Origin of the sequence: Desulfosarcina widdelii (assembly GCF_009688965.1) — a bacterium.
Lineage (GTDB): Bacteria > Desulfobacterota > Desulfobacteria > Desulfobacterales > Desulfosarcinaceae > Desulfosarcina > Desulfosarcina widdelii.
This window is the reverse complement of the sequence record NZ_AP021875.1, coordinates 1962067-1984695: the sequence shown is the minus strand read 5'-3', so window position 1 is coordinate 1984695 and position 22629 is coordinate 1962067. Positions and strand designations below refer to the sequence as shown.

Annotated in this window: 19 protein-coding genes; 12 read left to right on the top strand and 7 right to left on the bottom strand. The window is 59.2% G+C overall.

Annotation, left to right across the window (positions count from 1 at the left end):
- Positions 1 to 16 precede the first annotated feature (16 nt).
- The 4 genes from GN111_RS09310 (at position 17) to GN111_RS09295 (ending at position 2627) form a co-directional block, all read left to right on the top strand.
- Positions 17 to 364, top strand: a complete 348-nt coding sequence (locus GN111_RS09310; RefSeq protein WP_155303497.1) for an ArsR/SmtB family transcription factor — start codon at positions 17 to 19, stop codon at positions 362 to 364.
- A 106-nt stretch (positions 365 to 470) separates the two neighbouring features.
- Entirely contained in the window at positions 471 to 1856 is a 1386-nt protein-coding gene (locus tag GN111_RS09305) for a permease (protein ID WP_176603283.1), read from the top strand.
- A gap of 43 nt (positions 1857 to 1899) precedes the next feature.
- Entirely contained in the window at positions 1900 to 2130 is a 231-nt protein-coding gene (locus tag GN111_RS09300) for a thioredoxin family protein (protein ID WP_155303496.1), read from the top strand.
- Between the two features lie 173 nt (positions 2131 to 2303).
- Positions 2304 to 2627 carry a carboxymuconolactone decarboxylase family protein gene (locus tag GN111_RS09295; protein ID WP_155303495.1) on the top strand — a complete coding sequence of 108 codons (324 nt, stop codon included), beginning with the start codon at positions 2304 to 2306 and terminating at the stop codon, positions 2625 to 2627.
- Positions 2628 to 2774: 147 nt separating this feature from the next.
- Here GN111_RS09295 and GN111_RS09290 read toward each other — a convergent pair whose 3' ends face one another.
- From GN111_RS09290 to GN111_RS09265, 6 genes are all read right to left on the bottom strand, one after another.
- Positions 2775 to 4616 (bottom strand): PAS domain-containing sensor histidine kinase, encoded by a 1842-nt coding sequence (locus tag GN111_RS09290; protein ID WP_155303494.1) that lies wholly within the window; start codon positions 4614 to 4616, stop codon positions 2775 to 2777.
- 19 nt (positions 4617 to 4635) lie between these two features.
- Positions 4636 to 5049: a hydrogenase iron-sulfur subunit gene (locus tag GN111_RS09285; protein ID WP_231715704.1), complete on the bottom strand. Its 414-nt coding sequence runs from the start codon at positions 5047 to 5049 to the stop codon at positions 4636 to 4638.
- A 213-nt stretch (positions 5050 to 5262) separates the two neighbouring features.
- Positions 5263 to 9699: an FAD-dependent oxidoreductase gene (locus GN111_RS09280; protein WP_155303493.1), complete on the bottom strand. Its 4437-nt coding sequence runs from the start codon at positions 9697 to 9699 to the stop codon at positions 5263 to 5265.
- Positions 9700 to 9833: 134 nt separating this feature from the next.
- Positions 9834 to 11120 carry a (Fe-S)-binding protein gene (locus GN111_RS09275; protein WP_155303492.1) on the bottom strand — a complete coding sequence of 429 codons (1287 nt, stop codon included), beginning with the start codon at positions 11118 to 11120 and terminating at the stop codon, positions 9834 to 9836.
- Between the two features lie 419 nt (positions 11121 to 11539).
- Positions 11540 to 12418, bottom strand: coding sequence for a methylenetetrahydrofolate reductase (locus GN111_RS09270; RefSeq protein WP_155303491.1), 879 nt, complete (start codon positions 12416 to 12418; stop codon positions 11540 to 11542).
- A gap of 41 nt (positions 12419 to 12459) precedes the next feature.
- Complete coding sequence (locus GN111_RS09265; protein ID WP_155303490.1) at positions 12460 to 13032, bottom strand: response regulator; 573 nt, start codon at positions 13030 to 13032, stop codon at positions 12460 to 12462.
- Between the two features lie 637 nt (positions 13033 to 13669).
- On the opposite strand from GN111_RS09265, the gene GN111_RS09260 reads away from it, so the two are divergent.
- The 8 genes from GN111_RS09260 (at position 13670) to hemW (ending at position 21087) form a co-directional block, all read left to right on the top strand.
- Entirely contained in the window at positions 13670 to 14086 is a 417-nt protein-coding gene (locus GN111_RS09260) for a PA2779 family protein (RefSeq protein ID WP_155303489.1), read from the top strand.
- A gap of 39 nt (positions 14087 to 14125) precedes the next feature.
- The gene (locus tag GN111_RS09255; RefSeq protein ID WP_155303488.1) at positions 14126 to 15043 is read left to right on the top strand and encodes a PA2778 family cysteine peptidase; all 918 of its coding nucleotides are present in this window, start codon (positions 14126 to 14128) and stop codon (positions 15041 to 15043) included.
- A 243-nt stretch (positions 15044 to 15286) separates the two neighbouring features.
- Positions 15287 to 16693 carry an FAD-binding oxidoreductase gene (locus tag GN111_RS09250; protein ID WP_231715703.1) on the top strand — a complete coding sequence of 469 codons (1407 nt, stop codon included), beginning with the start codon at positions 15287 to 15289 and terminating at the stop codon, positions 16691 to 16693.
- A gap of 298 nt (positions 16694 to 16991) precedes the next feature.
- Complete coding sequence (locus GN111_RS09245; RefSeq protein WP_155303487.1) at positions 16992 to 17201, top strand: 4Fe-4S dicluster domain-containing protein; 210 nt, start codon at positions 16992 to 16994, stop codon at positions 17199 to 17201.
- Between the two features lie 128 nt (positions 17202 to 17329).
- Positions 17330 to 18478, top strand: a complete 1149-nt coding sequence (locus GN111_RS09240; protein ID WP_155302719.1) for a 2-oxoacid:acceptor oxidoreductase subunit alpha — start codon at positions 17330 to 17332, stop codon at positions 18476 to 18478.
- Positions 18479 to 19282: a 2-oxoacid:ferredoxin oxidoreductase subunit beta gene (locus tag GN111_RS09235; protein WP_155302720.1), complete on the top strand. Its 804-nt coding sequence runs from the start codon at positions 18479 to 18481 to the stop codon at positions 19280 to 19282.
- Positions 19283 to 19825 carry a 2-oxoacid:acceptor oxidoreductase family protein gene (locus GN111_RS09230; RefSeq protein WP_155302721.1) on the top strand — a complete coding sequence of 181 codons (543 nt, stop codon included), beginning with the start codon at positions 19283 to 19285 and terminating at the stop codon, positions 19823 to 19825.
- 110 nt (positions 19826 to 19935) lie between these two features.
- A complete protein-coding gene (gene hemW, locus GN111_RS09225; protein ID WP_155303486.1) occupies positions 19936 to 21087 on the top strand; it encodes a radical SAM family heme chaperone HemW in 1152 nt (383 codons plus the stop codon).
- 241 nt (positions 21088 to 21328) lie between these two features.
- Here hemW and GN111_RS09220 read toward each other — a convergent pair whose 3' ends face one another.
- On the bottom strand, positions 21329 to 22588 hold the full coding sequence (locus GN111_RS09220) for a DUF2333 family protein (RefSeq protein ID WP_155303485.1): 1260 nt from the start codon (positions 22586 to 22588) through the stop codon (positions 21329 to 21331).
- Positions 22589 to 22629: the final 41 nt, after the last annotated feature.

The window sequence follows — 22629 nt, the reverse complement described above, 5'->3', positions numbered from 1 at the left end:
GCGATATGGAGGTTGTATGAAAGAGTTTGTCCGGGTCATGAAGGCCCTTTCCGATCCCACCCGGGTAAAAATTCTCAAGATTCTGGAGCGTCGCTCCATGTGTGTATGCGAACTGCAGACTGCCCTGGGCACGGCCCAGTCCACAACCAGCAAGCACCTGAAGATTCTCGAGGATGCCGGGCTGGCCGCATCCCACAAGGACGGACTGTGGGTCAATTACACCCTGGCCGACGGCCGACAGAGCCCTTACGCCGCGTCGATTCTTGGAAATCTGCGCCACTGGCTGAACGATGCGGACGAGATCAGCACACTGATGGACGGCATAGAGGGGATCGATCGCTTCCAGATCCTGAACAGGAACTGATTTTTTTTGTCTCTTTTATATGAATAAATCACGATATAAGAAAACAATGACCGTCTTGGGCACCTGCTGACAGCAGGAACCCGGAAAAATCCAGGAGCAACGTATCATGAGCGAAACCCTATCCGTGGCCTCATCCAATAGCAACGTCCAACCCTCGGATGTCGCGGTCGAACCCGAGGAACCCAGCCTGATCGACTGGAAAGAGATCTGGAAACCATTGGCCTGGATCGTCGGCGGCTTCCTGCTGTTCTTCTTTCTGCCGGTGGACAGCACGCGCTTCACCGGTTCGGTGATCGAATCGTTGGCTTTGGCCAAGTGGTATGCCCAGGAGCACGTTTTGCTCTGCCTGGTGCCGGCGTTTTTTATCGCCGGCGGTGTAGCGGTTTTCGTTTCCCAGGGAGCGGTAATGAAATACCTGGGCGCCGGCGCCAACAAAGTGCTCTCCTATGGTGTCGCCAGCGTCTCCGGCAGCGTACTGGCGGTATGCTCCTGTACGGTGCTGCCGCTTTTTGCCGGCATCTGGAAGCGGGGCGCCGGACTGGGGCCGGCCATCGCCTTTTTATACTCGGGACCGGCCATCAACGTGCTGGCCATCATCCTCACCGCCCGCATTCTGGGGCCCGAAATCGGCACAGCGCGGGCCGTTGGCGCGGTTGTCTTCAGTGTGGTGATCGGCCTGTTCATGCATCTGATGTTCAGGCGGGAAGAAGAGGCCAAAGCGGCAGCAGCCATGCACATGCCCGCGCCTGAAGTAGAACGGCCCCTGTGGCAAACCACCTTGCTGTTCGCCGCCATGATCGGGCTGCTGGTTTCCGCAACCTGGGGCCGTCCGGAACAGGCGGGCGGCTTCTGGTCGGCCGTGTTTGCCGTAAAGTGGCTGCTGGCCGGCGGGTTCGCGCTCCTGTTGGGCATATTGATGGTGCGTTGGATGCGGGTGAAGGTATACAAGCTGGTCATCGCCGCTGTGGTCGTACTGATCCCGGCCCTGGCGCTTCCCCATTTGCCGATGATCGCCTTTTCCGTCGGTCTGGTTGCGTTTGTCACCCTGCTGACCACCACCCGCGGGGAAACCGAGTCCTGGTTTACGGCCTCATGGGATTTCGCCAAGCAGATCATGCCCCTTTTGCTGGCTGGCGTGCTCGTAGCGGGCCTGTTGCTGGGCCGTCCGGGATCCGAAGGCCTGATCCCTTCCCAATGGATCAGCGGCCTGGTGGGGGGCAATTCCCTGTGGGCCAACCTGTTCGCATCGGTGGTGGGTGCCTTCATGTATTTTGCCACCCTCACCGAAGTACCCATCCTGCAGGGGTTGATCGGTGCAGGCATGGGCCAGGGACCCGCTTTGGCCCTGCTTCTGGCCGGCCCGGCCCTGAGCCTGCCCAACATGCTGGTGATCCGCAGTGTGCTGGGAACCAAAAAGACGGTGGCGTTCGTCGCATTGGTGGTCGTCATGGCCACCGTCAGCGGCCTGATTTTCGGAAGTATCATGGGATAACGATCCGTGAACGGTGAACCGTGAACTATGAAAGGAGAAAGATATGGAGATAAAAGTACTGGGGCCGGGATGCCCGAAATGCAAACAGACCGAGAAGATTGTCATGGACGCCGTTGCCGAAAGCGGCGTCGACGCCACCGTCGAAAAAGTGACCGACGTTATGGAAATTGCCGGTTATGGGGTTTTCGGCACGCCGGCTGTGGTGGTTGACGGCGACGTCAAATCGGTAGGAAAGATTCCCAAAAAGGAAGAAGTTATCGGATGGATGAAATAATCAGAAGCCATACGAGATGTTGTGTCGGTTGGTGGAATCAGACCTTTTTGAAGCGTAATGGAACCGGAAAATCGTACCCGGCTTGCCGATTACCCCTCGGGCTTCTACTTTGATTGATGCATGCGGATCCGATTCGGATTCGCCGCTGCAATATAACGAATGGATGCATAGTTATGCGAATGCTTGCCGAGTTTTTTCCGGAATTTGCAGAAATGCTGGACCAGATGGACGCGCTGTACGAACAAAAGCGCACGATCGACGAGAAAACATATCAGTTCATCTGTTTTGCCCTTTCCATCAAGGGGCGCTCAAAACCCTGTGTGCTGAAGCATTTCAAGGGCGCGCTTGAGGCCGGCGCTACGGTCAAGGAACTGGCTTACATACTGGCCCTGACCATGCGCGAAGCTGCTGGGGCCGACGACTGCTGGACGCACGATGTGCTTGATGACTGGAAGGAAATCATTGCCGGCAACATCAGTTGCGACTGCCAGAAATGAACATGCCGATAGATCAACTTCACATGAGGTCGAAAAGGCATCGGATTGCAGCGATCCTGCTTTATAACCGGGGCAATCTCATTGATGAGAAACGGCATTTTTACATGCCGGAAAAGGGCGAAACGCTGCTGCTGTTCTGAAAACGTTCTATGCGGTGGGCAACGGTTGGCGACAAACCGGCAGGGAGATGGTAAAGGTGGTACCTTCACCCGTCCGGCTGTCCACCTTGATGTCGCCGCCGTGGTCCTTGATGAATCCATAGCAGACAGACAGGCCCAGGCCCACGCCCTTGACGCTGTCGGTTTTGGTGGTGAAAAAGGTCTCGAAGATCAGGTCCAGATGCTCTTTTTTAATGCCGACGCCGTTGTCGGCCACGGTGACGTGCACGAAATAGTCGTCGCCCTCGGTGGCCACGGTCAGTCGCCCGCCCTCGGGCATGGCGTCACGGGCGTTGGAGATCAGGTTTAAAAATACCTGACGCAGCTGGTTCTTGGAGGCGTTGACCTTGCCGAGCCCCTCGGCGAAGTGGTGTGCCACCTTGATGGAGTGCTCCCACAGCTGCTTTTCGTGCAGCAGGAGAATTTCGTCAAGGATGGTGTTGATGTCCACCGGGGTGCGCTCCTCTTGATCTGGCTTGGAAAAGGAGAGCATCTTGCGCAGCATGTCGGTGACCCGCACGGTTTCCGACAGGCTCATGTCCAGCAGTTTGCGGCGCTTGTTGCCCACCGGAATTTCTGATTTCATCAGTTCCAGGGTATTCATGATCCCGTAAAGCGGATTGTTGAGTTCGTGGGCGATCTGGGAGGTGAGCCGGCCCATGGCGGCCAGCTTTTCCGATTGTAAAAGCTGCTCCTGGGTCTTATGCAGCTTGCGCTCCATGTGCAGCTGTTCCTCCAGGTCCACGAAGATGCCTACCGACGCCATTTCCCGGCCGGCATCGTTGTAGATGATGTTGGCCGACAGGCTGCCCTCCACCGACCGGCCGTCCTTGGTCCGGAAGGTCATGGGGTAGGCACGCAGCTTTCCCCGCCCGCCGTAGTCGTCGCTTCGCATCATCTGCATCACTCTGCGGGCCATGCCTTCGGGATAGAGTTCGACCACGTTCATGGCGCCGATGGTTTCAGGTGCGCGGTATCCTAAGGTCTCTTCGGCGCCCTGGTTCCAGATGATGATGTTGCCGCGCATGTCGGTGCCTATGATGGCATTGGGTGAACTCTGAATGATGTTGTTGAGAAAATCGTGGGCCTTTTTCAGCTCGCGTTCCATTTTCTGGCGTTGGGACTGATCCACGCAGATGCCTTCGTAGCCCAGCACCTGGCCCTGGGGATCGTAGCGCACGTGGGCCGTGAGCAGCACGGTGATGGGGGTGCCGTCCTTTTTGCGAAAATCCACTTCGTAGTCGATGACCCGACCGTTTTTTTCGATCATCTGCTGGAAACGGGTCCGCTCCTCGGCCTTGAGATAGATCTCCCGGGCCAGATCCAGGTCGAGAAATTCATTTTTGTTCTCATATCCCAGCATGTCCAGCAGAGCCGGATTGGCGTCCAGGAACTTGCCCTCCTTGCTGCTGATGTAAACGCCAACGGCGACATGCTCGAAAAGGCTGCGAAAACTTTCCCGAGACGATTTGAGCCGGTACTCCTGGTCCTTGCGGTGGGTGATGTCCCGGTAAATGCTCAGCTTGCTGACGCTGCCGTCATTGTTGTGGATCGGGATCTCCAGCAGATCGTAGGTTTTGTCCACCAAAGGCACGTAAACCTCTTCGTGGACGTTGCGTCGATTGTCGAAGACCTCCCTGGCCCGGCACCAGGGGCAGGGGGTGGGGGTATGGTTGATCACCTGGTGGCATTTTTTGCCTACGCCGTCACCAAATACCCGGATCATGGCCTTGTTCATAAATTCGACCACATGATCGTCGTTGACAATGTAGATGCCGTCGGCCATGGCATCCAGTACCGTGGTCAGTTCATGAGCTTGGGAGACGTCCATAAAAAAGCCTTATCACTTTTTATGAATCTGTCAGCAGCCCCAATTCGGATACGGTTTCCGTCATCTCCCGGGCGATGCGAGCGAACTCGGGAGCCATGGCCGAGGAGAGGTTGAACATCTGTACCCGTGAGCTGTCGATGCCGATTTCTTCCAACGTTTTTCTCATCCAGTCAACCTTTTTGCGTGTGCGTCGATTTCCTTCCAGGAAATGGCATTCGCCTTCCAGTCAGCCGGCCACGTAAATGCCGTCGGCGCCGGCTTCAAAAGCCTTGAGCAGGTGGATCACGTCCACCCGCCCCGTGCAGGGCACCTGCACGATCTTGACGCTGTCCGGGTAGTCCAGGCGCATGGAGCCGGCCAGGTCGGCGGCGGCATAGGAGCAGTACCTGCAGCAGAAGGCCAGGATCTGGGGGGTAACGGCAGTAGCGGTCATGGTTCCTCCATTATTAGCGGTTTGGGGTTCAGGGTTCAGGGTTTGGGGTTTTCCGTTCACTGATCGCCGATCACTGTTCACCGGTTTGAAAGCGGTCGCGGCTGGAAGCCGCTCGACCAATTCCCGAATCCCTTAATTCGAAGGTCGGTCCTCCGCCTTCTGTCATCTGTTTTCCGTCCTCCGAATTCTGTCCTCCGTCCTCCGTCTTCCGACTCAAGCCGCCAGAAACAGGGCTTCGATTTTGGCGATCATCTGCTCATCGGTGAAATGGGCCAGGCTGATGGCCTTGCCCGGGCATTCGGCCACGCAGGTGCCGCAGCCGTGGCACATGGCCGGATCGATGACCGCGTGGCTGTGTTCGTCCACCCGGGGGATGTTGTAGGGGCAGGCCCGTAGGCACGTCAAACAGGCGGCGCACTTGCCGGTATCCACTGTGGCGACAACCCCGCCCACCATGATGGCATCCCGGGAAAGCAGGGTCATGGCCCGGGCGGCGGCCGCCCTGGCCTGGGCGATGGTTTCCTCCAGGGGCTTGGGGTAATGGGCCAGCCCTGCCAGAAAGATGCCCTCGGAAGAAAAATCCACCGGCCGCAGCTTGGCGTGGGCTTCGACCAGAAAGCCGTCGGCATTGACCGGCACCTTGAACATTTCGAACAGCTCCCGGTTGGCATTGGGCACGATGCCCGTTGCCAGCACCAGCAGGTCGGGCCTCAGGCGCACCGGCAGGCGCAGCACGTGGTCGGTGACGTCTAGGACCAGGCGGTTGTCGGCATCGGCGGATACCCGGGGCGGCGCTTCCGGTTCGTAGCGGATGAAGATGATGCCGGCCTCCCGGGCCTGTTTATACAGGTCCTCCCGGAAGCCGTAGGCGCGGATGTCGCGGTAGAGGATGGTCACCTTTTTCGTGGGGGCCAGGGCTTTGACCGCCAGGGCACTTTTGAGGCTGTGGGTGCAGCAGATTTTGCTGCAGTATGGGCGCTTGTCGTCCCGGGATCCCACGCATTGGATAAAGGCCACACTTTTGGCCCGGGCCAGGCGTTTGTCCCGGTGGGCCATGGCCGCGTCCATGTCCAGATGGGTGAGCACGTCGGGATGCTCGCCGTACAGGTACTGATACGGCCGATATTCACCGCCCCCCGTGGCCAGGATAGTGGCGCCGTGGGTCACCTGCGTTTCCGCCTGGCTGCCGTTGACCGATTGCAGGGTCGTAGCGAAATTGCCGATGCTGCCTCCGGTTCTGACAACCCGGGTAGCCGGAAAAAGTCGGATGCGTGGATGGGTTTTCACACGTTCGACGGCGGCTGCCAGATATGGGGCGATGAGTTCGCCCTGCCAGGTGGCGTTGAGCTGATTGGCCACGCCGCCCAGTTCGGTGGATCGTTCCACCAGGACCACATCGCCGCCCTGGTCGGCCAGAGCCAGGGCCGCTTCCATGCCGGCCACGCCGCCGCCGATCACAAGGGCGGTCTTGTCGATAGCCAGGCTCACCTGATGCAGGGGCTCGATATGGGCCGCCTTGGCCACCGCCATGCGCAGCAGGTCCTTGGCCTTGGCCGTGGCACGGTCCGGGTTGTTCATGTGCACCCAGGTGTTCTGGTCTCGGATGTTGGCCATCTCGAACAGGTATTTGTTCAAGCCGGCGTCCCGGATGGTTTCCTGAAAAAGCGGCTCGTGGGTTCGGGGAGAGCAGGACGCCACCACCACCCGGTTGATGCCCTTTTCCTTGATGATCTGTTTCATATGGTCCTGGGTGTCCTGGCTGCAGGTGAACAGGTTGTCTTCCACGTGAACCACGTGAGGCAGTCCGGCGGCATAGTCGCGCACCGCCGGCACGTCGGCGATGCCGCCGATGTTGATGCCGCAGTTGCATACGAACACCCCGATGCGCGGCCCCTGGCCGGAGACGTCCAGTTCGGGAGGGAGCTGTCGTTTGCGGGTCAGGCTCCAGCGGGCATCGACCAGCAGGCCGGATGCCGCCGCCGCCGCCGCCGAGGCCTCCATCACCGAAGCCGGGATGTCCTTGGGTTCCTGGAAGGCGCCGCAAACGAAGACGCCCTCGCGGCTGGTGTTCACCGGCGTCAGGCAGTCGGTTCGGGCGTGGCGGTAATGGTTCAGTTCGATGCCGAGCCGATCGGCCAGGGCCACGGCATCGGGGTTGGGTGCCAGACCCACGGAGAGGACCACCATGTCGAAATTCTCCTCGACGCTGTTGCCCCCTTCGGTGGCATAGACGATGCGCAGCCGGTCGCCCTCGGCGGGAAAGACCGAGTGGATGCGCGAGCGGATGTGCCGCACGCCCTGGTCCTCATGCGCGCGATTGGCGTATCTGTCGAAATCCTTGCCGAAGGTGCGCAGGTCCATCAGGAAGATGGCCGTGTCCAGTTCGCGCTCGCTGTGCTCCTTGGCGACGACGGCCTGCTTGTTGGCGTACATACAGCAGACCGACGAGCAGTAGCCGTTGTCGCAGGCGTTCAGATCCCGGGAACCCACACACTGCAGCCAGGCGATTTTCCTGGGCGCCTGGCCGTCCGAGGGCCGCACCAGATGGCCCTCGTAGGGGCCGGAGGCCGACAGGATGCGCTCGAACTCAAGGCTGGTGACCACGTTGGGGTGTCCGGCGTAACTGTAAGCCTCGTAAATGGAGGGATCGAAGGGTGCGAAGCCCGGCGCAAGGATGACGGCGCCAACTTCAACCGTCCGGATCTGTTCCGTCATGTCGTGACAAACCGCTCCGGCCAGGCAGGCCGATACGCACTGGTAGCACTCCGAACACACGCCGCAGGCCAGGCAGCGCTGTATCTCCTGTCGGACCATCGCTTCGTCCAGGCCCAGTTGAACCTCGTCGAAGGTGGCCCGGCGTGCATCGGATGCGGCCATGGGCATGGCCTGGCGTTTGATGGGCACGGCCGTGGAGAGATCCACATCCTCCACCATGGCCCATTCGCCATCCCGGCCTTCCTTGAGGTCTTCGCCGCTGAGTAACCGCCGGATCGATTCGGCGGCCCGCTTGCCTGCGGCAATGGCCTCCACGACGGTGGCCGGTCCGCTGACCGCATCGCCGCCGGCGAAGATGTCGGCGTCCTCGGACTGCAGGGTAACCGGGTCCACGTTCATGGTACCCCAATCGCTCAGGGTGCAGGCGCACTCGTCGGTGAGGCAGGCCCAGTCCGATTCCTGGCCGATGGCCGGCACCACCGCGTCCACATCGATGGTGAATTCCGAGCCGGGGATCGGTTCCGGCCGGCGTCGTCCCGAGTCGTCCGGGTCGCCCAATTGCATCCGGATGCATTCGACGGCCGTAACTCGACCTTTTTCCGCAACGACCCGCACCGGGTTGGTCAGGGTCATGATCTCGATGCCTTCCTCCCGGCATTCAGCGATCTCCTCGGTGCTGGCCGGCATCTCGGCCTCGCTGCGGCGGTAGATGATAAAGGGTGCTTTTGACCCATTGCGAAGAGCCGTACGCACGGCGTCCATGGCCACGTTGCCGCCGCCGATTACCGCCACGCGGTCGCCCAGGTCGATCTTTTCGCCCAAATTGACGCGCAGCAGGTAGTCCACGCCGGGCCACACGCCCGTGTAGTCTTCGCCCTCAATGCCCAGCAGCTTGCACTCCTGGGAACCGATGGCCATGAAAAAGGCGTTGAACCCCTGATCGCGCAACTGGCCGATGGTGACGTCATGGCCCAGGTCCACACCGGTTTTGAAATCGACCCCAAGTTCCCGCAGCACGGCGATTTCGTCGTCGATGACATCGCGGGGCAGGCGATAGGCGGGAATGCCCAGGGTCAGCATGCCGCCCAATACCTTCCTTTTTTCGAACACGGTCACAACAAACCCCTCGATGGCCAGAAAGTAGGCGCAGGCCAGGCCTGCCGGCCCGCTGCCCACCACGGCCACTTTTTCAGACCGGCGGGATTTTTTTTCGGGGATGAATTGGACGCCGTTTTCCCGGGCCCAATCGGCCAGAAAGCGATGCAGGGCCATGATGGACACGGGGGCATCTACCCTGGCCCGGGTGCAGGCCGTCTCGCAGGGATGGTGGCAGACCCGTCCGCAGACGCCGGGAAAGGGATGTTCGCTGCGAAACAACTCGAAGGCCTCCTTGTATTTTCCCTGGGCCATAAGGGCCACACAGCCCTGGAAGCTGGGATTCGCCGGGCAGGCGGCCTTGCAGGGCGCCGTGCCTTTCTTCTCGATGGCATAGGCGCTGGGCATGGCCTGGGGGTAGCGTTTGAAGGCGGCCTTGCGGGTGCGCAGGCCCTGGTCGAAATCATTGGCCACGTCGATGGGGCAAACTTTGCTGCATTCGCCGCAGGCCGTGCACTTTTCCAGGTCGATGAAGCGCGGCCGCTGGCGTAAGGTGGCGGTGAAGCTGCCGGCTTCGCCCTCGACCGACAGCACATCGGTCATGGTGAACAGGTCGATGTTCAGGTGGCGTCCGGCCTCAACCAGCTTGGGCGAAATGATGCACATGGAGCAGTCATTGGTGGGAAAGGTTTTGTCCAACTGGGCCATGACACCGCCGATGGCCGGACGCTGTTCAGCCAGAACGACGTGGTATCCGGAATCGGCCAGGTCCAGCGAGGCCTGGATACCGGCGATGCCGCCGCCGACGACCAATACAGAACCGATAGTTTGCTTCGCCATTATATGTATCCTCCAATTCCGAAGTCAGATGTCAGCGTTTCGAGGTCAGAAGTCGGAAGGCTGAGGTCCGAAGTCCGAATTCCGACTTCTCTCCTCCAACCTCCAACCTCCGACCTCCGACCTCCGACCTCCGTTTACAGCCCGAAATCCGCCAGATCCGGTCCCAGATATTTGCGTTCGTTTTCGCCCAGGATGCCCATGGCCAGGCACATGAAGGTCCAGATATGGGCCACGCGGTAATTTCCGCCATAGTGGTGTCCCACATCCTCGATCTGGCTGTGACAGTTGTGGCACGGGGCGATGACGTAATCCGCGCCGGTGGCCATGACCTGGTCGAATTTGATTTTGCCGTAGGCCCGTCGTTCTTCTGGGAAACCGCCCTGGAGCGCTCCGCCGCCGCCGCCGCAGCAGTAGTTGTTGACGCCGCAGGGCACCATATCCACGAAGTTCTCCTCGCCAACGATGGTTTTGATCACGAAGCGCAGGTCATCGGCCATGGTCTGGCGCTCGGTTTTACGCACGATGTTGCAGGGGTCCTGGACCGTAAATTTAATTTTCAGATCCCGGTTCCAGTCGCTGTTGACCGGCAGTTTGCCGTCACGGATCCACCCGGCGTAAAGAGAGATGATGCTGGTGAATTCGAACTTGTGGGAGATGTTGAATTTGCGCAATCCTTCCAGGATCGCAAAGTAGGAGTGACCTCACTCGGTATTGACCACCAGCTTGCAGCCCAGGGTATTGTCGATGTGGTCGACGAACTCCTCCATGATGTAGCGCCAGCCCTCTTCGTCGGCCAGAAAAAGGCAGTAGTTTTCCCCGGCCCACATCACCGAGGGGTAGGTCCAGTCGGCGCCGACCAGGTGCAGGATTTTCCACAGCGGACTCAACTCGTCCGGTTCGGTGACCGGTTCGCGGGAATTCTGGTTAATGGCCATATGGGCGCCGACCCGATCCACGGAAACCTGTATGTCCTTGAACTGGGGCTGGGTTTCGCGGATCTCTTCGGCCACGTCTTCCACGGTCCAGATGAAGTCGTCGGTGGGAACACCCATGGCGTTGCCGGCACGGATGTGCTGGTCGCAGGAACCCCGGATGCCCTTGGGCCGTTTATTTCGGGGCCAGGATCCACGCATGCTGTAGACCAGTTTAGGGATGTTGATTTTCATGGGGCAGGCATTGACGCAGCGGGCGCACATGGTACAGACCCAGGCCCAATTGGATTTTTTCACCTGCTCGTCCATGCCCAGGTTGACCATGCGTAGAAGCTTGCGCGGGTCCATGTCCATCAGCCCCGACGCCGGACACCCCCCCGTGCAGGTCCCGCAGGTCATGCACAAGTCCAGCAGGGCATCGGGTACCTTTTCCAATACCTCGTCCTTGAATTCGCATTCCAGGTCGTCGAGTTCGATCGGTTGGGGCATGGTTCGAACCTCCGTTATTAGGTTTTTAGGCTGAAGGCGTTTAGACTGAAGTCAGCGTTCAGAAGACAGTTGGCGTGTGTATCTCCTCTGATTTCCGACTTTCCATCTTCAGTCTAAAGGCGAAACGGCCGATGTATTCGGCCATTCGGCCGTAGTTTTGCCGGATTGGTGCCGTTTGACGACGCAACGGATGAGCGATTCGCGTGAGAGGGGCCGGCCAATAACCGGATACCGTCGGGATGATCGAAAAGGGCCGGCGGATGCAGCCTGCAGGCTGAGCGTTCTGTAGTTTACGATGCAAGGTTCCCGGGCCACGGCGGTGTTCCCGGGAAAGAATAGTTTTTCATGCTGAGGGCTGTGGTTTATAGGGAAAACATCTCTTTCGAAAAAATCCTTCAGCCTTCGGACGAAACGGCTATCTACCTGATGCGGGCTGCGTCTAAATAGGGCTGTATCTTATCGATCCCCCCCAAAGTAATGATGTGTACGCCGTCGCAGATATCGCGCAGCCCCTTGATGGTGTCGGCGAACAGTTCGATACTCGCTTTTTTCTTGTCGGGAGCCTTGTCCAGCTTCTGGACCACCCAATCCGGGATCAGGCCGGCCTTGAAGTGCCGGTTGATGAAGCGGGCCATGGCGGCGTTTCTCAGCAGCATCACTTCGGCGATCACGGGGATGTCAAATGTCTTGACCTGTTTGAGAAACTTCTGGAACTGGTCCAGGTCGAAAATGGGAGTCGTCAGGAAATAGCCGGTGCCCATTTCGCGCATGGTCTCCATCTCCTGCATGCCCTGCTTGGGCACATTCTTGCCCCAGACGGATTCCACTCCGGAGCCCATGATGAATTCTATATTCTTTTCCAGTTGTTTCCCATCCACCGTTCTTCCATCTTTCAGATGCTCCAGCACCGAGGCCAGCTTGCCCGAATCCACGTGGAAGAACATGGTCTCCTGGAGGCTTTCGCCAGAGATACGATAGTCTTCGGTAAATACCAGCAGGTTTTCCACGCCAGATTCGTTGGCCAAGGTGAGGTCCTTTTGCAATTGGATGCGGTTTTTGTCCCTCGTCGTCGTTTGATAGATGGCATCGAAACGATTGGCATTGAGCAGTTCGCAGGTGCGGATGCTATCGCCGACCACGCCTTCCAGCTCCACTTCGGCAATGGAGACACCGTCCATGCGTCCGCGAACCCGCTTCAGGTTCTCCACCAGCGCTTCGGGATCATCGTCGCCCATGGGGGCCTGGACTTCCGAGGTGACCACAAATTTCTTTTTTTCAAGCGCTTCCTTGAGTTTCATGTTACGCCTCCTTATTTATGGCCGAAACCCGTCGCGGGCGTCTATTTCAGTTCCAGCAGTCGTGCCACCTCCTCTTTGAGCTGAGGCAGGGGCAGGGGTTTGGAGAAACATACATCGGCACCGTGGTCTTTCATTTCCTTGAATTTTTCCTCATCCAGATACGCGGAAAGAACGATGATCTTGATATCGCGCGTGTCCTCGTTGGATTTGATCTTTCGGCAGACCTCATTGCCTTTGATGTCGGGCATCATGATGTCCAGGATCATCAGGTGCGGATGGAAGTGGTTGACCTGCAAGCCGGCCTCGAAACCATCCGAAGCGCTGATCACTTCATAGTCGAACTCGTCTTCCTCCAAAGCCTGAACAATGGTTTCAACGATGATGGGGTCATCGTCCACCACCAGAATGCGGTGGCGTTCGTCGGCACCCTCCGCCTCCGGAATGGGGATGCCCTGGCGGCGCATGAAATTCTCCATGTCCATGCGCTTGATGCGGCGGTGTCCGCCAACGGTTTTATAGGCCTTGATGTGACCGGCCTCGATCCAATTGATGATGGTTTTCGAGGAAACATTGCAATACTTGCTGGCCTTGAAGACGGTGAGTGTGTCCTCCATGTTCAATCCCTCCTTCAATCGCGTATGGTTGCAAAGCGGTCAGACCTGCCCGAGCGTCAAGTTCGGTGAACCGTATTGATTGGTCTATTAATGTCCCTATGGCAGTGAACGTGTTCGCAGTCGAAAAGAATGTACGGCGATAGCGGGGCGAGAACAGGGAGCGGGGCGATTGCGCATCTTTTACAGGTCTTGAACTATATAAGCCATGATTGATTTTCGTTGTCAAGAAAAAAAATATAAAAACTATAAAAACTATAAAAATCTGTTAAATAATCGTATTTAAAATTTATATATTATAGCTATTTTAGTAATTATAGTTATAAGAAGGTAGCATTTTCCCGTGAATTCGATGATGCTCGACTGTCCTGTCTAATCGATTGAATCCATCAATTGACCTTTGTATTTTTACATTTGGCATTCATCCGTTCCTTTTAAATGTCATGCTGCACCTGCCATGGATGCAGCTTGACATTTTTAAGGCTTTATGGCTTCTAGAAGCCTGACTTCAGGAGGTGCCGGGCAGACGTCCACCCCCGAAACGACGGCTGCCTTTTTCAAAAAAAAAAGCTGCAGGTGCGTCCCTTTACACCGGCGTCTGCCCGGTTGATGGCGGACGCAGAAAAGAGGAGAGGTAACGATGCGAAAAGTAAGGAAAGCGCTAAAGCCGGTCAGTCTTTTCATGGCGATTTTCATGATGGTTCTTTGCTCCCCCTGCCAGACCGTACTGGCCAGGATGATCCCCACGGAGACTGTCCTGGACGCGGCCCGGGTCGAGGCTGCCCGGGCACAGGTCAGCACCTTTCTGGCGCGGCAGGATGTCGTTGACGTCCTGGTCTCCCAGGGGATCGATCCGGCAGAGGCGACCGCCCGCGTCGCCGGCCTTTCGGACGCCGAAGTCGTCCGCCTGGCTGACCGGATCGAGCAGCTGCCGGCGGGAGGGGATGCCCTTGGCGCGATTCTCATCGCTTCCATCGTCATCTTCGTGATTCTTCTGATTACCGATATCATGGGATATACGGATCTTTTTCCCTTTGTTAAGAAAAAGCGCATCTAAATCCAGCCAGCCGGGATCGAAACGGTGAAGGCGGCTTCGATGCGCCTGCTCGTCGTTGCGGTCCTGGCTGTTGTGCTGTCCGGTTGCGCCGGCAGGACCGGCATCGGATGGCCCCGGCCCGAGGGGAGACTGCCCGATCCCTATCTGATTGCTGAAATCCCTTTTTATCCTCAAAAGGTGCATCAGTGCGGCCCGGCCGCCCTGGCCATGGCCCTGAACTGGAGCGGAGTCAGCGTTTCGCCCCAGGATTTGAGCGTTGAAGTCTTCACGCCTTCCCGCAAAGGCAGCCTGCAGTCGGCCATGATCGCTGCCGTTCGGCGGCATGGCAGAATCGCCTGCCTGCTGGCCGAACCCGCGGACCTGATCGACGAAGTTGCCGCCGGCCACCCCGTTGTCGTCCTCCAGAACCTCGGCCTTTCATGGATTCCCCTCTGGCATTATGCGGTTGTCGTCGGATGGGACGCCGCCGCCGGCGATGTGATCCTGCATTCGGGAACCACACCCTTCAAGCCTACCGCTTTTTCAACCTTCGAGAGAACCTGGGCCCGCAGCGGCTTCTGGGGAATGCTGGTGCTGCCGCCGTCGCGGCTGCCGGCTACCGCCAAAGAAACGGACTACCTGGCGGCCGTGAGCCACCTGGAGCGCATGGGGCGCTGGAAAATCGCCCTGCCGGCATATCGCACCGCCTTGGGACGCTGGCCGGACAGTCTGGCGGCAACGGTGGGGATCGGGGTGTGCCTGTACCGGTCGGGGGACCTGGCATCTGCCGAGGCGCACTTTCGGGCTGCCATCGAACAATTTCCCCGCGAGGGAGTCCTGTTCAACAACCTGGCCCAGGTGCTTTTGGAGCAGGGCCGCAGGGATGAAGCCCTGCAAGCGGCCGGACAGGCCATCGAATGCGGCGGCCCGCTGAAAGCGCATTTCGAGCAGACGTTGGAAGAGATCCGGAATCGCTAACTGTTTTATTACTTATTCGCAAAATGCCGGTTTTCAGACGGCATCGTAAAAAGTTCGATATCAAGGCTTGCGAATCCCGAGGAGTGAGGCGTACCTGAACGTACTCCGCAGTGACAAGGGATGAAGCGTAACGCGGATATCGGGCTTTTTACGGTGCCGTCACTTTTTTGTTGATCGCTGCGATGACTCTTGCCATGCTTGCTGCAACATTCAAACCCATCAACAAGGATGGTCAGCACTGCCATGCCTATGAAAAGCAGCCATAAAGATGCATTGAGGGACATCGTCGGCGCCGACCATTTTACCGACGCTCAGGAGGAGTGCCTCTGCTATGCCTACGATGCGACCCGGGCCCAATATCTGCCCGAGGCCGTTGTTTTTCCCGGAACGACGCAGGAAGTCGCCGACGTTCTGCGGTTGGCCGACACCCATAGGATTCCGGTGGTCCCCAGAGGAGCTGGATCGGGCTTTTCAGGTGGGGCGCTGCCCGTGGCCGGCGGACTGGTGATGGCCATGAACCGCTTCAACCGGATTCGATCCATCGATACCGACAACCTGGTGGCCGAGGTGGAGCCGGCTGTGGTCACGGCGCATTTGCAGGCCGCCGTGGAGAAAAAGGGGCTGTTTTATCCCCCGGACCCGGCCAGCTATACCTTTTCCACCATTGGCGGCAACATTGCAGAAAATTCGGGAGGCATGCGCGCGGTAAAATACGGTGTGACCCGGGATTACGTGCGCGGGCTGGAAGTTGTGCTTCCTTCAGGAGAGGTGATCCACACCGGTTCGGCCTGCGCCAAGGACGTCGTCGGCTACGATCTGACCACCCTGTTCGTGGGCTCGGAAGGCACCCTGGGCGTGGTCACCCTGGCCACCCTGCGGCTGCTGCCCCTTCCCGAAGCCAAACAGACTCTGACGGCCGCTTTCGGATCCATGGCCGCGGCAGCACGCACGGTATCGGATGTCATCGGCCGGGGCATCGTTCCCACCACCCTCGAGTTTCTGGACGCTCCATCGCTGCAGGCCGTGGAGCGCTATGCCCCCGTCGGCCTGCCGGCAGAAGCGCAGGCCTTTTTGCTGATCGAGGTGGACGGCGATGCCGACTGCATCGCCGGACCCATGGAACGGGTGCGCCGTGTCTGCACGGAAAACGGCGCCCTGCAGATTCGGCTTGCCCGGGAAAAGGACGAACAGGAAGAGTTGTGGCGGGCCCGGCGGGCGGTTTCCCCGGCCCTGCGCAGCATCAGCCCCTATAAGATGAACGAGGACATCGTCGTTCCACGATCCAGGATCCCGGAAATCATCGACTCCATCCAGAAGACGGCCCGGCGCTACGATCTGCCCATCGTTAGTTTTGGCCATGCCGGCGACGGCAATATTCATGTCAATGTCATGGGCGGAACAAGAGGCGAGGCGGACGTCCCCAAGATGGAACGGGCGGTGGACGACATCTTCCAGGCCACGGTGAAACTCGGCGGGCGCATCTCCGGCGAACACGGCATCGGCCTGGCCAAACAGCCGTACATCGGCCTCAACCTCGATGCGCCCACCCTGGCCCTATCGCGGCAGCTCAAAAGGACGCTGGATCCCCACAACATCCTCAATCCCGGAAAAATATTTCCCCAGGAGACCGACTCCGCTTCCAGTTTTTGAAACCAGCGGTTTTATCCGATCATTCAAGAATCGACGCTGCCGACCGATGATACCAACGTGGACAGGGCTCGGACTATTCCCGGATTTCGGTAGCATTCCGGGGAGACATCCCGGGCAGAGCTTGCGGGAGGAGCGCAAAAAATGGTATTCGCTTGCATAGCATTCGTCAGAAAATGCGAAATATTCGATTCCATCCCCACTATCTCTTGACAAGGACCGGCCCAGCTTTTAAGAGGGCGGCAAATCGAAGCGGCGTTACCCACGTCGCGCTGGAAGCAGAAAACATATAGGGGAAGTTATGGCAAAACCAAAGTTGAAGGCGCACCGGATCAACCGGGACTGGTGCAAGGGGTGCGGCATCTGTGTAGAATTCTGCCCCAAGAAGGTTCTGGAACTGGACAAGGAGGACAAGGCGGTGGCGGTTCGTCTGGAAGACTGCATCGCCTGCCGGATGTGCGAGCTGCGCTGTCCGGATCTGGCCATCGAGGTGGTGACGGAGGACGGATGACAGAGGACAGAAGTCAGAAGACGAAAGTCGGATTTCCGATCTCAGTCCTCGGACCTCCGATATCCGACCTCAGCTTTTTTCGGTGCCGATAATCCAATCAAAAGAACACAACTTTAGGCAGGTACCTAATGGGTAAACAAATCAAATTCATCCAGGGCAACGAGGCCTGCGTGGAAGGGGCGCTGTACGCCGGGCTGGACTTTTTCGCCGGCTATCCCATCACCCCGTCCACGGAGATCGCCGAGCATCTGTCGGCAAGACTGCCCCAAAAGGGCGGCAAGTTCATCCAGATGGAAGACGAGATCGCCAGCATGTGCGCCATCATCGGGGCGTCGCTCACCGGTCACAAGGTGCTCACGGCGACCTCGGGACCGGGCTTTTCCCTCAAGCAGGAAGCCTTGGGCTACGCGGTGATGGCCGAGATCCCCTGCGTGATCGTCAACGTGCAGCGCGGCGGTCCTTCCACGGGGGTGCCCACCCACGTGAGCCAGGGGGACGTGATGCAGGCGCGCTGGGGCACCCACGGGGACCACAGCATCGTGTGCCTGACGGCCTCCAACCACCAGGACGTGTTCGCCATGACCGTGGAGGCCTTCAACATCGCCGAGACCTTCCGCACGCCGGTGGTTCTTTTGTTCGACGAGGTGGTGGGTCACATGCGCGAAAAGCTTACGATTCCCGAGCCCGGAGAGATCCCGTTGGTGGAGCGGCTGCGCACGGCGGTCAAGGGGGGGGTGGACTACCATCCCTACCTGCCCCGGGAGGACGGCCGGCTGCCCATGAGCGATTTCGGGGACGTGCACCGCTACAACGTGACCGGACTGGTGCACGACATGTGGGGCTTTCCCTCGGACAATCCCAAGATCGTTTACGGGCTGTTGCGCCACATCGTGGACAAGATCGAAAACAACGTGGAGCGCATGGCGCACTACAAGACCTTTTACCTGGAGGACGCCGAGACGGTGCTGGTCTCCTTCGGTTCGTCGGCCAGAAGCGCTTTGCACATCGTGGAGAGCCTGCGCCGGCGGGGACAGAAGATCGGGCTTTTGGAACTGCAGACCCTGTGGCCCTTTCCGGCCGACGTGATCCGGCAGTACTGCAACGATGCCGCAACCACGGTGGTGGTGGAGATGAACATGGGCCAGGTGTGCCAGATGGTCAAAAGTACGGTGAAGCATCCCGATCGGGTGTTTCTGGCCAACCGCATCGACGGGGGCTTCATCACGCCCACGGACATCAAGAACATACTGCGCCTGATCAAGGGCAAGGGGGTATAGATGGCAGTCGAGGATTATATCCGCGAGCGGTTTTTTCCGCACCTGTGGTGTCCGGGTTGCGGCCACGGGATCGTGCTCAACGGGCTGATCCGCGCGGTGGAAAAGCTGGGCATGAGCCGCAACGAGATCGTGATGGTGTCGGGCATCGGCTGCTCGTCGCGCATCTCGGGGTACATGGACTTTCACACCCTGCACACGATTCACGGCCGGGCCCTGGCCTTCGCCACGGGGGTGAAGCTGAGCAAGCCGGAGCTGAACGTGATCGTGCCCATGGGCGACGGGGACGCATTGTCCATCGGTGGCAACCACTTCATCCACGCGGCCCGGCGCAACATCGACATGACGGCCATCGTGATGAACAACCGCATCTACGGGATGACCGGCGGACAGTACTCTCCATTGACCGGCCCGGGCATGATGGCCACCACGGCGCCGTACCGCAACATCGACCAGGGGTTCGACGTGGTGGAGATGGCCAAAGCGGCCGGGGCCACCTTCGTGGCCCGCACCACCACCTATCACGTGACGCAGATGGCGGACATCATCCGCGAGGCCGTCGTTCACGAGGGCTTTTCGGTGGTGGAGATCATGAGCCAGTGTCCGACCTACTTCGGCCGCAAGAACAAACTGGGCAGCGCGGTGGAGATGATGAAGCGCATGAAAGAGATCACCACGCCCATCGGTTCGAAGAAAAAGGCCGAGAACCCGGATCTGATCGAGCGGGGCATCTTCGTTCAGGAAGATCGTCCGGAATACTGCAGCGAGTACAGTCAAATCATCGAGCGGGCCATGGGGGGAAAATAGATGGAACGATGTAGAATGGTATTTTCGGGATCGGGCGGCCAGGGAGTGATCACGGCCGCGATCGTCCTGGCCGAGGCTGCGGTATTGCACGAAGGACTGGAGGCGGTGCAGACCCAGGCCTACGGTGCGGCGGCCCGCGGCGGAGCCACGCGCTCGGATGTGATCGTCTCGGACAGTACGATCAATTTTCCCAAGGTGATCCAGCCCAACGTACTGGTGTGCCTGACCCAGGAGGCCTACAACAAGTTTTGCGACATCATCCGCCCCGGCGGGATTTTGCTCACCGATCCGCGCTATGTGCAGCCCCAGCTCAAGGTGGACGCCCGCCAGCACCAACTGCCCATGTACGAGACCGTGATGGAGAAGATCGGCAAACCCATCGTGTTCAACATCTGCATGCTGGGCGCGGTGGTGGGCCTGACCGACCTGGTGCGACCCAAGTCGATCATGAAGGTGCTCGAAACGCGCATTCCTTCGGGCTTTCTGGAGATGAACCAGAAGGCCCTGGATCTTGGGCTGGAATTGGGGCGGGGGGGCGGCTGAGGAACCGGTTGCCTGGTTTAGGGTTTAGCGTTTCTGGTTGAAGAACCTTAAACCCTGAGCCTACAACCCCAAACGCTAAACTCTAGACCCTGAACCCGAAACTCTAAACCATGACCGCCCAGCCCGCCGGAATATACATCCACGTCCCTTTCTGCCGGGCCAAATGCCCCTACTGCGATTTTTACTCCGTCACCGCCCTGGACCGCATCGATGCCTTTGTGAAGGCGCTGCCGACCGAGATGGACATGCAGCGGCACCGGATATCCCTTGCCGATACGGTCTACTTCGGCGGGGGAACGCCGTCGCTGTTGTCCGCCCGCCGGATCGAGCGGATTCTGGATGAGGTCCACGCCCGCTTTGCGGTAACTAAAGACGCCGAGGTGACCCTGGAGGTCAATCCGGGAACCGTCGGCCGGCTGGATCTGGACGCATTTCGCCGGGCCGGCGTCAATCGGCTCAATATCGGCCTGCAATCCACAGACGACCATATCCTGTCCTTTCTGGGACGCATTCACAGCGCCGATACCGGCATCGCCACCTATCGCCACGCCCGGGACGCCGGGTTTGACAATGTCGGCTTGGACCTGATCTACGCCGTTCCCGGACAGACCCGAAAGGCCTGGGAAGCGGAGATGGCCAAGGTGGTCGAACTGGCCCCGGAACACCTGTCCTGCTACACCCTGACCATCGAAGCCGGAACCCCTCTGGCGCGGTGGGTGGAGGAAGGGCGGGTCCGGCCGTTGGACGAAAACATTGCCGGCGATCTGTTTTCCGCCACGGCCGATTTCCTCGAAGCCCACGGTTACAAACAATATGAAATTTCCAATTACGCCCGCGTCTGTAAAACGGAGCGACTCGACCTGCGCTCCCGACACAATCGCAAGTATTGGAATTTTGTTGATTACATGGGGTTCGGCCCGAATGCCCACAGCCTGTCGGGGGCGACACGCCGGTGGAACTGCAGCACGCTGGACGAGTACATGGACGCTTTGCAGCGGGGGGCTTCTCCCGAGGCGGGCCGGGAAACACTCACCCGGGAGCAACAGATCCTCGAAGCGGTATACCTGGGCCTGCGGCAGACCGAGGGCATCGACACGAAACTCTTTTCCTCACGCTTCCAATCCGATTTTAATGATCTTTTCGGGAAACAGGCGGCGCAACTTGCCGCTGAGGGACTGATCGATGCGTCGGCAGAGCAGGTCCGGCTGACCCGGCGGGGCATGCGGTTTATGGAGAGTGTGGTCCAGATCATGCTGGAGTAGGTGGACCGGCTGTAGCGGTTTAGGCTGAAGGCGCTCCGCTAAACAAGTGGTTTTAAGCTACCTGTGGAACGCCGTTCGTCTGGGAAGAAGGGGTGTCTTGTGATTCAGACGGAGGTCGCAACGATAGTCGAAACCGCCCCGCAAAAGCCACGGGATGTTCCACAGGCGTAGAGCGCTACGTTGAGGATTTCGACAGAGCGAGAACAAAGGTCTGGGCCGCAAGAGGCCCCTTCTGCGGGGTTTAGGTTGACAGCGTCTTGATTAACTGCCCCAGATAAAACCGCGCATGGCTGACGGGTGCGGCAATGTTGGCCCGGTGGTTGGCGAAGATGCTGCTCAGGTCGCGGTCCAGAATGATCCACGGATCCAGCTCCGCAGCCTGCTGGCAGGAGACGATGGCGTGGTGCAACAGTTCGGTGCCGTGGCGCGACTCTAAAGTCAGCAGAAAATCGTGGTGCACGGCTTCAAGCACCGTACCCATGGCGCTGGCCACGCCCTGGGTGTAGAAAAAGTAGTCGTCCGCGGCAAAGAAGCTCACCGGCGAACCGTCCTCGTTGATCCGCTTGACCAGATTCTCGTCGCAGCTTCCCAGCAGGTCCTCGAAGGAGGCCAAAAGGGGAATCAAATTGTCCGTGCGGGTGTAAAAGGTGGCTTTGCCTGCTTTGAGTTTCTCCAGGTACGCTTCCAACTCTTCCAGTCCTTCCCGGTATTTGGACTCCGCCGAGGGAAACCAGTAGCTGGTGGCTTTGACCATGAACCAGTTCATGGCCTGCTCCAGGTTCTCGTCGAAGGAGTCGGTGGTGCCCGTCCGGGAGATGCGCTCTGCCAGGGCCACGGTGGTGCGCCGGGTCACTTCCAGAACGCCCATCTGGAAATTGTTGACATTGTCGGTGACGTTGATGATGTCGTTGGGCCGCCAACCCCACCAGCGCTCCTCCAGTTCGTATTGCAGCGGCTTGATGGATGCCTCGACAAAGGCCACGCCCTTGGGCTGGGGTTTATGGGTTGCCGTGTGGACAGGAGCCGGATGGCCGTTGGCGGTTTCGTGCGACTCGGCAGCCGCGCCGCTGGCCGCGTGACTGTTGGCGGCGGTTTCGTGGCGCTCTGCAGCGGCCGTTGTCTGCGAATGCACTTTCGTCTCGCCGGCCGGCGCCGTGTCATGGGAGGCCGTGGCCTGGTGCGCCTGGCTGTCGGTGGTCTGGTGAACGGCGGCCGTTTTGCCGGAGGTTTCGCCGTGGCCGGCGGCCTGCGATTCCGGTTGCGTCCCGGTTTCGTGGGAAGCGGCCGCTTCGTGGACAGCGGGGGCTTCGCTTTCCGCCTCGTGTCCGGTGGCTACGGTCGGGGAAGCGTGCTCACTGTCAGTCTGTCTGGAAGAGGGAACATCCGAGGATCCGAAGATGAGGATCAGGGCCCACAGTACGACGATGGCAATGACAATTCCTCCGATAATGCGCGGTGTGGCGAACTTTCTGAACTCGAATCCCTTGGCTTCGTTTCCCATGACGGCTGATCTCCGATAACGGTCGAGCCGCCGGCGGTTCT